The organism is Pseudomonas sp. EA_65y_Pfl2_P74 (assembly GCF_963970575.1).
Lineage (GTDB): Bacteria > Pseudomonadota > Gammaproteobacteria > Pseudomonadales > Pseudomonadaceae > Aquipseudomonas > Aquipseudomonas baetica_A.
The window spans coordinates 80,091-93,721 of record NZ_CAXAOQ010000030.1 but is presented as its reverse complement, the minus strand read 5'-3'; the positions used below and the strand labels follow the sequence as shown (position 1 = coordinate 93,721).

General features: G+C 56.0%; 2 protein-coding genes. Both read right to left on the bottom strand.

The genetic code is table 11. The annotated features are described in order from the left end of the window. Nucleotides 1-175: 175 nt before the first annotated feature. On the bottom strand, nucleotides 176-514 hold the full coding sequence (gene imm45, locus AACY18_RS22275; protein WP_339466142.1) for an Imm45 family immunity protein: 339 nt from the start codon (nucleotides 512-514) through the stop codon (nucleotides 176-178). Continuing rightward, the gene (locus tag AACY18_RS22270; protein ID WP_339466140.1) at nucleotides 514-13,338 is read right to left on the bottom strand and encodes a hemagglutinin repeat-containing protein; all 12,825 of its coding nucleotides are present in this window, start codon (nucleotides 13,336-13,338) and stop codon (nucleotides 514-516) included. The genes imm45 and AACY18_RS22270 overlap by 1 nt, the downstream gene beginning before the upstream one ends. Nucleotides 13,339-13,631 lie beyond the last annotated feature (293 nt).

Sequence of the window (13,631 nt, the reverse complement as noted above, 5' to 3'; positions counted from 1 at the left end):
CTGGCGTAGGTGCATAGAGTTCGGAGGCAGCGGAGACTGGGAAAAATTGGAGAAAGCTCTGCGCGATGAGGTGCATCATCAGGCGCAGAGCCTGGAGTAGATTTGTGGGGATCCCTCAGGGACAGACTGCGTTTTCGGAGCACTTCCCAAACGTGGTTCGTCCCATTTACCACTCCTAGCGAGTTGTCAGCTTCGTTGGCACCTCTATCGAATCAAACAAGTAAACATCTTCAACCGAGCACTCTGGATATATCCATTTCTCCCAGTTCGCAACAACCCACTCCCTCGAAATTCCGTGTTCACCCGATGCGCAGCTTTCCAATGGCAAATGCACCAGTACTAACCCTGATTTATTCCCGGAAGCCACTACCAGAGAATGGCCAAAATTTTCGTCTGGTATATCGACCACCATGAAGTCCACAATCGCTTCGTACGGCCAACTGGCGGGCACCCGAAAAACCTGCCCCCTGACAATAACGGGATCTAAGCATTCGACGAGTTTGATACTATTCATCACTTCATCCTCAAATCATGTTTACCCGAGTCATCTTTGGATTTAGGAATAGGTGTCAAATCAAACTTAACCTCTCCTTGATGTTTCCCTCGGCTATTCACCTGTTCCAACCTACCGTGCTGACTGTCAACTGCGTAAAAATATCCATCGGATCCGGCATAAACATCTCTGCCATTCAATTTCGTCAGGAAACTGTCCTTAGGCCAACCCAAGGAATCGGCTAACTCCCTTGCTCTGGTTTTTACAATCGCCACCCGTTCACCCGAAGGGAGGGTAACCAAAGACTTCTCAAATTCCGACGCAGACTGCCCCCACGGCAGGCTATAAACGTTCCCTAACGACGGATTTTCTACGATAGGCGTTGTGTACGTACCGTCTCCCGTCTCAACGACCGGGCTCCCGCCCGTGTCGGTGGGCAAAGAGGGTTGCGTCACGAAACCGCCAACGCTTACAGGATGCAGAGTGTCATTATCTACGGCTGGATTCGTCAATACTCCATATTTTGGGTCCAGTAACGTGACCGGAAAGGTCGTACCCAGCATCAAGGCCCACAGTTCAGCCGAAATGGATAACTGCTGAGATCCGCTATAACCCGCCTCACCGGCAGACGCGACTAACGCATTAACTGCATCTCGTGTGTTCTCCTGATTTTTTGTTCCAGCGGCAGACGAAAGAAGCATTGCCCCTAAAGCTGCAATTGCACCGCCAGCCAAAGCTAAAGGCACGAAATTCAATCTTTCTGGATGAGGATCTTGCAAGCGTCTGAGCAGAACTAGCATGCCGAGAGCCTTGTCAGGATCGCTACCGGCAATTTGAGTAATGCGCTCTATCAACGCTTGAGTTTCGGGACTGGTGTCACCGTTCGTCATGTTTTTGATTGCAGCATTGACTGCAACCCCTCGATCCCCCTCATTTTTACTATTTAACTGCCTTACAAAAACACGAAGAAGTGTGACCTGATCAGCAACCTCAAAACCCCGACCGCTTAAAATATTCACGGCACCAAAGAGCAGATCAGTTAGTGAGTTCAATGCCTCAAGACTATTCTCCCCATACTTCTCGACGTTCATTTTCCATTTTTGAAGCGTTTGTTTCGGGTTCAGTACCGCCTTGACAGAGGAACTGCTCACATACAAATCAGTACGGTGTTCCTCATCTCGAGTGACTTCGTAAGCCTGATTCAGATCTCGATTTAGACCGAGCGTTGAGTCCTGCCCCGTATTTTTATCATTACGCACTGTGATAGCGCCGGCACCCACAGTTGCCCGGAGTATTTGCTCGCGATCCTTTTCGTAATTGTAACCCTCAACCGCCCAACTGTTACTCCCCGGGCCTTCCATGCCTTTGTTAGGCTTATCTGCCTGAGAACCGCTACTGGAGCCATAGCTTCCACTTACATTCAGATAATAACCGTGTTCATTATCCTTACCAGTGATATTACGGAACCCCAGCGTGTCAGTATCTAACTTCAGATTCCCGTTATCCGCGGACAAGACTGCCCCATCGATTTGGGTATGCTTCTCGGTGCGTATATCCACCTTGCTCTTGCCGCTGATTACAGTTTGATTTTCAACCCAATTAGTCTGACCTGTCGTTTGCCCGAAACCTACCGAACCGCTTGCTCCGTAGAAGGAACCGGTAATACTAAGATCGAACTCCTTCCCACTTACCTTTCCAGTATTAGGCACAGAGGTGACCGTCAGATCACGACCGACCTCACCAATTACTTCATCTGCGCGAAGTGTGGCGCCGGCAATAGTAGTATCACGGCCACTTTCAAAATTCAGACTATTCCCAGCGTATAAATAGGCTTCTTGTTGATGGACACCATCGCGCTTTTGATTTCCTGCTCCGTAACTCGCACTGCCGTAGATTCCGAAGCCATCCTTCCCCGCGATCAGTCCTCCCTCGGCACCCCAGTTCCGGCGGACATTCTCGCTACTGGATACATTCTGAGCAGATACGACTTTAAGATCGTTAGCGGCCTTGAGTGTGATATTCCGGTCGGCGCTAACCTCAGCACCGACTAGAGTAAGGTCATTTTTGGCATCCAGTTTGACGCTGCCCCCTGCGTTAAGGCGGGTAACCGTGGACGCCCCCTGACTCGACTCGTCCTTAGCTCCTGCATTACTGACTCCCACACCAATTTTAAACCCGCCGGTCGTTCCGCCCTTGACGCCGCCCTTGCTCTGCGTATTACTGCCGTCAGTACTATCATTGCCATGCGCAACATCAAACGTGATATTGCGCCCAGTAACATTAATATCGCGACCTGCGTCGAACTGGCTGCCTCTCACATTCACGTCGTTGCCCGCTTCAAGAACAATGTCGTTGCCCGCGTCAAGATTGGATGGACGCTTCGTCAGTGAAGTTTGTGTATGAGTTTGGCTAGTGCTTGATGCCCCCAGATGCCCATCAAACTTCGGACCGCTGAAAAAATTATCCAGAGTATCGACACTTTTTAGAACACTTGAACCTTTGCTGACCCCGCCTTCACCTTTACCGGTACCTTTAAGCCCGTCAATCGTATTGCCGATATTATAAGCAACGGTTGTTGTGGTACCGTTTCGTTTTATGCTGTTTTGACGGGTAACTTCATTAGTTTCATCTGCCGCTTCAACATTGATATCTCGGCCGGCTTTCAGCCTGATATCGTTGTCCGCCAGCAGGTCAGACCCTTGCTGATTGATATCACGATCTGCATTGATTTTTACATCATGCCCCGCTTTTATATAGCTACCTGCTGCAGTTCTAGCCGTGCTATTGATACCTTCCTTGATCGTTTCATCACCCACAAATGTGGTAAAGCCATTACTATCAATATTCTGCTTAATACCGTAACTGTTATTCGTTTCCCAACTGTTACTACGTTGTTGATTTGCTCCCGCAAGAATATTCACATCACGACCAGCATCCAGCGATGCGTTTCGTTCGGCGTTGATTCCACTACCAATGATATTAATATCTCGTGCGGACTTCAGGCTCACATCGCGACCTGCATTGACTTGGCTACCAACACTCGTGGAAGTCGCAACTTCGCGCCCACCTTTGTGTGACGCAATCGCGGTTATATCAGCGCCGGCGCCAGGCGTACCGGCAAAGAGACCAATAGTGTCCTTAAGGGACAAGCCGATCTTTTTCTTGAATGCTTCTGCACGACTGTAGGCCTCATCCTCACCCGCCGCGAGACTGATATCGCCTGATTTATCAATCAATCCAGCATGCAGTTCGGCGTCGTTTTCAGCATTGACTACGCTGGCATTCATTCGCACATCGTGACCGGCCACGACCACTACGTCGTGCCCGGCCCCAATGGAACTTCCAATCTGAGTCACGTTTGTCTTGAGTTGACTGCTTCCGCTTTTCGACATACCAAACAACCCGGTTTTTGTCTTTTTGCTGTAAGCACCGCTTTCCTCGATCCCGGCAAGCATCGCCACATCGTTGCTTGCACCAACGACCAGATCATTACCTGCCTTGAGTTGGCTGCCAATGATCGTTACGTTACGCCCCCCATTCAAACCGACACTACCATCCTCTTCTTTGGTGGTATTAACTGTCAGATTTCGCCCTGCATCGATCACCGAGGCAACGTTCTCGCTCTCATAACTTTCTGTCGTGGTGGTTTTGCTGCGCCCGAACGAGCCCTTTTTCTTCTTGTAGTAATAAGAAGAACTTTCATCTTTGGCCGAGGCAACGGTGATGTCCTGAGCCGCATCGAGACTGACATCTTCCTTAGCCTTGATCCGACTGGCGATGATGCCCAGATCGTTACCCGCGTTCAGCGCGATATCGCGACCGGCGTTCAATACCGACGACTGTTGCGTGATGCTGTGAGTTTCGTTCGCGCGCTTCTTGCTGCGCGAGACGTAGTCACTCTCGTCGGCGGCCGAAGTAATCACAATGTCATGGCCTGAATCGACGCTGAGATCGCGCTTGGCATCCAGCCGACTGGCCACAACCGCCACGTCACGATCAGCCGTAATCGACAAATCCCGCCCGGACGTCACTTCAGCGCCGTGCTGCGTAATAGTCTGATTGAGGTAACTGCCGCCACGAGCATCGGTGCTGCGATTCTGAACCGAGGTGATATTCACATCGCGACCAGCATCAAGCGTCATGTCCCGACCGCTTTGCAGCACGCCGCCGATGTTGTTGATGTCCCGCCCGGCGTTCATCGTCAGATCATTGGCCGCTTCGATCCGTGCAGCGTTGTCCAGGTAGTCGCGGTGCAACAGGTTGCCGCGACCGGCCAGGTCGAAGCCGGTCACGTCGCGCTGGTTGATCACGCTGCCGTTGGTAGCGGTCAGGCTGACATCCTTGCCCGAGATGATGCCGCCGGACTTGTTGATGATGTCGTTGCCGGCCTTGAGCGTCAGGCGTTCACCGGCTTCGATCAGTCCGGTGTTGGTGAGGTTATTGCCAGCCTCGGCCGAAAGGTTATTGGAGGCTCGTAGCGTGCCGGCGTTATCGAGGTTGCCGCCGGCGATCAGAGTGACATCACCGCCCTGAATCAACGCCCCGTTTGGCGCCAAACGATTATTCGCCTGCGCCAGATACAGCACGGGCACCAGCACTTTTTCGCCGTTCACTTCGTGCTCTTCGAGCCAGACGATGTCGTGGGTCAACGCCGCCACTTGTTGCGCGGTCAGGGTGACGCCCATCGAGAGGTTGAGCTGATCCTTGCTGGCGATGGCGTTGTTCATCAGATACTTGAACATCGCCTGGTCGGAGGTTTGACCGTCGATGAAGCGTTGGCCGGTGCGCTCTACGACCGCCTGCTGGATCATCCGTTGTTCGAAGAAGCCGTCGCCCAGTCGCTTGGCGCTGTTGTCCGGGTCGTAGCCGAGTTTTTGCAGCAGGTAATCCGAGCTCTCGAACTTCTTGAGGTCAGTGAGTACCGGGTTGGTTTCGATCAGGTATTTGTGCGGGTTGGAGCGCACGCTTGTATCGGGCAGGCCCTGTACTCGAGGCACATTGAAAGAAACGTTGCCACGATTGGGCAGTTGCACGCCGACTGGCCCGTCAGTGGCAGTGGTGCCGACGTTGAATTGGGCGGTTTTGTCGTTGAGGTTCACCGATGCGCCACTGGCAAGCGCCAGATCGCGCTTTTTCACCGAGACTGGGTCATTGGCGTCAAACTGGAAGTCGGCCGCCTGACGGACCGGCATGCCGTCCGAACGTTGGGCGGTAGTGCCGGAAATGGAGCCGACGGTCCATGTCGGGGCTGGCGCAGTGACTTGTTCGCTACCACCTTTTCCGCTGAGTCGGAACATGCCGTTGTCACCCACCGGCAGACTGAAGCCGGGTAATGTCAGCGGGTTGACCTGTTGCTGGGCGAGGTCGGGTGGCAGTTGGCTGTTGAGGCTGATTACGGTGGTTTTACCAGTACCGCTCGCGTCAGTATCAGCGCTTCGAGAGGTGCCGGGTGCGCCCGCGCTGTAGGCTTTTTCAACGCCGTTACTGATCTTGTTGGTGGCGTTGATGGTGACGTTTCCGGCGGCCTGAATGATGGCCGAGGCGAAGCCTGAAGGGGCGGAAGTGACTATTTTTTCATCGAAGGCTGCATTTTTTATGAAGTCAGGAGCTTCGGTTCGGATACCGTTCGAATACAACGAGTCGCCGAAACTAACCGCCTTGTACCGAGGGCCAGTGTAGCTTCCCAGATACAGTACAACGGGCCCGATTATTTGATAGTAATCGTTCTCATTCTTTGATCCCTGCTTCACTTCCCGAGAAGTTACTCTCGAATCAACCTCGTTAGCATTCCAGAAACGTATATTCTTGTTGTAATCAGCGTCGTTTTGCATGTTGTACATGGCGATTTCACGCCACTGGTTAAGTGATTGACCCGCTGCGATATATCGACGAGATACATAATCGCCTGTGGCAGTACCTGAGTTTTCGAAGTTGGCTACGTCGACCCTAATATTTCCAGAAGCGGCAACGGAAGAGTTCGAGTTCAGAAATGAGCCACCGAACAGATCAAGATTTGTCCCGGAAGTAATTGAGGCAGCCTTGGAACTCTCCCCATCAAGAATACTTACTCTGAATTTTTGCTCCCATACCAATTGCTTTGCAGGCCCTCGGTTACCCAGTAGGTCAACCCAGTTAGCAGGAAGTTGATCGCACGACAAGCAACGCACCCCAATATCCGCCGAATACATCTCGGACACGGTCTTGAACTGATCCCTACGGTTAACAATCGAGTCCGCCTTGATCGAGAAGTCGCTGGTGCTCTCCATCGTCCCGGAAAGGTTCTCCACCGACGCCGCGCGATTACCTGCATCGTCCCGCGCGATATCGATCCCGCCCAAACTGTAAACATCAGACTTTTTGTTGTTGAAACTCCACACTCGAAGCTTCATATCGCCGCCACTGAACAGAAACCCGCCCTGATCGTTCAACAATGACGACGCTGTCAGCTTCACACCCGCGCCGCCCGCTAGGGTGCCATAGTTGTTAATGGCGCTGGCATTGAGGCTCAGGACATTGGCGGCAGTCAGCCGCCCATAGTTGTTCACAACCGCCAACCCACCCCGCGCGCCAACGGTCGTGTTGCCGCTAGCCGCGATACTCCCGGCGCTGCCAATGTTGAGGGTGGAAGCATCCAGTTGCATGTCACCCAGGCTGCTCACTCGGCCATTGCCGCCGTATGCGCCACCGATCTGGAAGTCCATGCTGCCATCACTGGCGATCAAACCATCGTTTGTCCAGTTACCACCGCGCGCCATCAACTGATTCGAAGCCAGCAATTGCCCGCTCGCGGTCTGCACGAAATTACCGACGTTGACCGTCAGGCGCCCGGCCTGAATCACGCTGCTGTTGGTCCAGCTGTCGGCGTTGAGCGTCAGGCCGCCACGGGTCACCAGTGAGCCGCCGGCGTTCATGACGTTGGCCGTCGAGATGCCGAACTCACCTAGGCCGACATGCGTCACCGTACCGCCGGCATTGAGGAAGCTTGGTGCGGCGAGGGTGAAATCGGTGTTGGCGGTTTCCACCAGACCGTTACGGTTATCGAACTGGCTGCCGATCTGGAAACTGGTTTTGCCGCTGGTGCCCAAGGCACGCAGTTTGCCGCTCTGGTTATCGAGATTAGCGGCGCGAATCCCCAGAGTGCTTGCGCTTTCGATCAGGCCGCTACGGTTTGTAAGGTTGCCGTTAACGCCCAACTCGATGGCGCTGCCGCTGACCTGTCCGGCGTTGTTGTTCATCGAACCGGCGTCGACTTTCACCAAGCCTTTGGCATAGATCCCGCCGCCGCTGTTATCAAGTGCATTGCCGCCGGCATTCAGCAGAATGTTGCCGCTGTTGGCGGCGATACGCCCGCCGTCGCTGTAGATACCACCGAGTGCGCGCAGGTCGAGGCGGCTGCCTTCGATCTTGCCGCCCTGGCCGTTGCGCAACACGCCGGTCAGACGGGTTTGCAGCAAACCCTTGAAGCTTGAGAGCACACCGCCACGGCTTTCGAGGCTGGCGGCGGTGAGGGTCAGATCGCCGTTCTGGGCGATGATCTTGCCGCCTTGGTTGTCGATGGCGCCGCTGCCCGCATTCACGGTCAGTGCAGTCATGCTTTGCACGGCACCTTTGCCGTTATTCAGCGCGGCAGCGGTGAGGTTCACCCCGGCATCGCGGCTGGAGATCAGGCCATCGGTATTGTTGTACAGCGTGCCGCCAGCGGTGAGATCCAGTTGGTCTTTGGCCGACACGGTGCCGCTTTGGCTGTTGTTCAGATCACCGCTGGTGAGCAGGCTCAGCAGGGTTCGGCTGATCAATTGTCCGCCGCGGTTGTCGACGCTGGCGGAGCGTTTAATCAGCAGTGGGCCGTTGCTACCAAGCGCACCATTGACGTTGGTCAGGGCACCAAGCAGATCGAGGCTGACGCTGTCATCGCCAACGAGGCTGCCATGGCTGTTGTTCAGTTGTGTGCCGGTGAAGGTCAGGGCTTTTTTCGCGGTGATTCTGCCGCCGCTGTTGTCTAGCGTTGCAGCGCGGACGTCCAGCGTGTCAGCGCTCTCGATCAAGCCGCCGGAAGCATTGCTGAGCGCGCCGCCGGTCAGGGTCAGCGTCTGCTTGCCGCCACTGCTGACGGTGCCATTGCTGTTATCGAGGCTCGCGGCGTTGATGCTCACTTCGCCCTTCGCGCCTACGCCACCGTTGCTGTGGTTGGTCAGCGCACCACTGAGGTCGATGCTGGTGTTGCCGAGCAGGCTGGAAACACTGCCTTGCTGACTGTTGTCGAGATTGCCGCCAGTGATGCTCACGCCATTCCAGCCGGAGAGCAGACCGCTCTGGTTTTTCAGATCCGCCGCAGTAATGGTCAGTTGATCGTTGCTGATCAGGTTGCCGCCACGGTTGTCCAGGCTGCTGCCTTTCAGACTGAAGCTGTTGACGCTGGAAATCTCGCCGTTCTGGTTATTCAGGTCACGCAGGTGGGCAATGCTCAGTAAACCCTTGCTGCTGATCAGGCCGTCCTGGTTATTCAGATCCTGTGCGGTGGCGCCCAGATCGATCGCGACGCCCGCAACACCCACCAGCGTGCCGCCCTGATTATTCAGGCCGGTGCTGTTGAGGTTCAGCTGTTGCGCGGCCTTGATGCTGCCCTTGTTCTGGTTGTTCAGCAGGCCATCGACCTTAACGTCGATATCGCTGTCACTGAGCAAAACACCTTCGCCACTGTTGTCCAGACTCGCCGCGCGAATCTGCAGCGCCGCGGCAGCGATCTTGCCTTTGATCGAGGTCAGCGCGTTGTCGATCTGCAGGGTGAGTTTCTGATTGCTCAGCAGTTGTCCGCCGCTGTTATCCAGCGACTTGGCGAGCAGCTCAAAAGCCTGCTCGCTGGAAATCTCGCCGCCACGGTTGTTCACGTCAGCCAGATTCTTCAACAGCAACTGACCCGGCGCACTGATGACGCCGCCTTGGTTGTTCAAAACGCCGCCGTTCAGATCGACGCTGACATCAGCATTACTGCTGAACAGCTTGCCGCCCTGTTGATCGAGGCCACGAACATTGGCAATCAGTGCGTTGCCCGCACCGATGCTGCCGTTGGTATTGGTCACCTGCCCGGCTGTCACTTGCAGTTGGTCGCCGGCGTAGATCGTTGCCTGACTGTTGTTGAGGTCACCGGTGGTGAGGGTCAGTTTTGTTTTACTGCTGATCGTGCCTTGTTGCTGGTTATCCAGCGCACTGCTGTTGATCGTCAGATCGGAGTCAGTGAGCAGTTTGCCGCCGCGGTTGCGAATGGCGCCGCGAGTATCGACGGTGAGCGCTTTGGCGCTGGAGACGGTGCCGCCATTGTTGTTGAGGCTATCGGCGTTGATCGCCAGAGCCCCTTCGCTGACGACACTGCCCTGCACGTTGTTCAGGTCCGCAGAGAGGTTGATTGCGAGATCTTTCTGGCCGGTCAGACGTCCGCTGTTTTCCAGGGTCTTGCCCGTCAGGGTCAGGCCGCTGTCACCGGACAGCAGCCCCTTGTTGCGGTTGATGACTTCATTAACAGTCAGCGCCAGATTGCCGCCGGCGAGCATGTAGCCGCTGTCGCTGTTGTCGAGCCAGGCGCCGATGAGGCTCACATCAGCCTTGCTCGACAGTTCGCCGCTGCGGTTGTCGACGCGGTCGACGGTGAGGTTCAGCGCTTTTGTCGCGCCCACCAGACCTTCCTGACGATTATCCAGAGACGCCGCTTTGAGCGTCAGGCCGTTGTCGGCAATGACCACGCCGTCCTGATTATCGAACAGACCGGTGACGCTGAAGTCAACGTCGCCGCGACCACGGATTTCGCCATGGGTATTGTCCAGGCTGGCGCTGCGCGCTTCGATGCCCGCTGAGGCGATCACGCCTTTAATGTTGCTCAGGGCACGGTCAACAATCAGCGTGAGCTTTTCGTTGCTCAGCAGCTTGCCGCCGTCGTTGTTCAGGCTTTGAGCATTGAGGCTCCAGGCCTTGGCGCCGGACATTTCGCCTGCATTGTTGTTCACCTCATTGAGGTTCTTGAACAGCAACTGACCCGGCGCATGAATGTTACCGCGCTGGTTGTTGAGCAGACCGTTGTGCATGTCCAGGGTCAGGTCGGCGTTGCTGAACAACTCGCCGCCGTCCTGCTCCAGCGAGGTGACCGAGACGTCCAGTTTCTCTTGACTGCCGATGGTCCCGCCCGAGTTGTCCAGGTGAGCGGCGGTGAGCAACAGCGTGCCGTCGGTGGCCAGACTGCCGCCCTGACGGTTGATGAACTCGCCGGTGGTCAGCGTCGAATCTGCCTTGGCGCTGATCACGCCGTTGTCACTGTTGTCGAGGCTGGCGCTGGTGAACGTTAGACCTTTTTGCGAGGCGATCAGGCCACCCTGACTCAATACAGCGCCTTTGGTGGTGAGCGCCATTGCCTCGATGCTCGACAACTTGCCCAGACGATTGTCGAGGCTGCCGGCATTGAGGGTCATCTGCCCTTCACTGCTGATCAGGCCTTGCTGGTTGTCCATGGCCTCGTCGAAGGTCAGGCCCAGCGTGTTCTGGCTGACGATGCGCCCGCCGACGTTGCTCAGGCCGATACCGCTGAGGGTGCTCGCGCCCTTGCTGAAGATCAGGCCGTTGGTGGCGTTGATGATCTGCGCGACTTTCAGGCCCAGGGTCGTGTCGGACAGCATCTTGCCGCCCTCGCTGTTGTCCAGCCGCGAACCGTTGATGTGCAGGTCCTGTTGACTGGACAGTGTGCTGGCGCGGTTATCGATCTGATCGACGTTGACCGTCAGGGTTTTGAGCGAGCCAACGAGGCTGTCCTGACGACTATTAAGCGTTTTACCGGTGAGTTTCAGATTGCCTTCGGCGACCAGTTCGCCGTGTTGTTGATTGAGGGTCTCGATGTTGGCGTCGATATCACCCTTGGCGGAAATCCGTCCGCTATCGTTGGTCACTTCCTTGGCTTTGAGGCTCATCAGTCCCGTCGACGTCAGCAGGCCACCATTGCGGTTGTCCAGTTCGTTGATCAACAACTTTGCCGCCTGATCGGCACGAATCGTACCGCCGCGGTTGTCGGTGTTGTTGCTGCTGACGGCCAGGGTATTGAGGCTGGAAATTTTCCCGGTGCGGTTATCCAGACGCGTGGCCTGCACGTCCATCGCGCCGTTGGCCTGGATCAGGCCCTTGTTCTGGTTATTCAAGCGATCACTGACGCGGGTGGTCAACGTGCCTTCACTGGTCAACTGGCCTTGCTGGTTGTTGTCGAGTTGTTGCGCTCGCACGGTCAGATTCTGCTTTGCGCCGATCCTGCCGGTGCTGTTGTTGATCGCGCCGAGGGCTGTGATGTCGAGCAAACGGCCGGCGGTCATCAGGCCAGCGACGTTATCCAGCGACGTGACGGTCAGAACAATGTCGCTCTGACTGCTCAGCTCACCGTTGCTGTTGATGAGTCGGCCGACGTTCGCCGTAATCTTTGCGTTGCTGTTGATCACACCGTTGTTGTTCAGCACCTGAGTGGCATTCAGGCTCAGCGTGGTATTGCTCAGGACCTTGCCTGCATTGCGGTTATCCAGCGTTGCGGCAGTGATCGCGGTGGTTTGCCCGCTAAGGGTGCCACCCTGGTTGCTCAGGGTTTGCGAGGTGTTGACCATCAGGTTGCGGCTGGCGATCAGGCTTTTGCCGGTGTTGTCGAGGTTCTGCGCGCTCAGGCTCAGATCACCGCTGGCGTTGCGGCTGCCATCGGCATTGACGCCCGCTACGATGGCACCGGCGTTGCTCAGTTGCCCGCCGGCGCTGAGGTTGATGCTGTCGCGTGCGGCGAGGGTCTGGCGGTTAGTCAGGTTACCTTGGGTCTGCACGTTCGCGCTGGTGCCGGCGTAGACCGGTCCGCGTGCATCGAGGCTGGCAGCCTTGACGTTGACTGCCCCGGTCGCCGAGGTATCAACCAGACTCAGATGACCATTGGCATCGAGCTGAATATCACCACCGCTGGCGATCAGTTTGCCGTCGAGTTTCACCCCGACCCCAGCCTCGGTGCCGACCAGTTTGATCGCCCCGGCGTACATGCCGCCCAGCGCCGAGGAGTCGATCGCCAACTGCGGCTTGGCGCTGCCATCATCGGCACGGGCCGTGGCATTCAAGGTTTGCGCGTTGACGTCGTTGCGCCCGGCGACGATGGTCAGGTTCTGTGCCTGAAGTTGCGCGTTGATCTTGGCGCTACGGGTGATGATTTCGAACCGGTCGACGTTGGTAGCATTGAGGCCTGAGCCTTCGATGGCCACAGAACCCTGATCGACCTGAAAGCGATCCAGCCGACCGTTGTCGAGCACCGGTTTGCCGGTGGTCAGCGTCACACGCGGCGAATTGATAAAACCGCAGCCGTTGCAAGTGATGCCGTAGGGGTTGGCGACGATCACTCGCGCCGATTGCCCCGCCACTTCGGTGTAGCCACGCAACTGGCTCGGGTTGCCGCTGATGACTTCGTTGAGAATCGCCTGCGCCGAACCGCTGTTTTTCAGGTTCGGATTGCCGATGATGTGCCCGCCCAATTGCGTGGCGGAAGTCTGCGTGGATCCGTTGTTGAGGATCAGCCCCTGCGCGCCGACGTTGTAGTCGTGAAACTGGTTGTGCGACAGCCCGCTGCCGTTGGGCGTGGCGATGTTGATGATCGGTACACCGTTGCCAGCGCGATCCAGCGAGGTGTTCGGGTTAGCCACAACGATGCCGTCGGCCTGCGCCCAGATCGGTTGCCAGAACATCACGTTGGCCAACAGAAACGCCAGACCGCGCTTGGGCATACCCAGGAACGATTCACGAGTTTTTACGGCAGCAGAAGGCTGGCGAGCAAAAAAGGCGTACTGGCGAACGTCCATGTTTGAAGTCTCATTACAGCAGGCAGGAATACGGGATCGACAACAGGCGCAGTACTCTCCAACAGGCACACACCTCTGTGCCGATCACAGTAAATAGTGTGCAAAGAAGAATTGCTGGCCAAGCGCCATCATATTGGTAGCGCGATATTAGATGGCCACTATTTTGGCGTCAATTAATAGATGCGCCGACAAGCTGTTACGATGAATGGCGCCGGTTAAGCGGACGCTTACCCAGCAGGCAACCCGCTGCACGACCAGCCCTCCCACCGCAATAATCTGTAAACTCCCCCCTC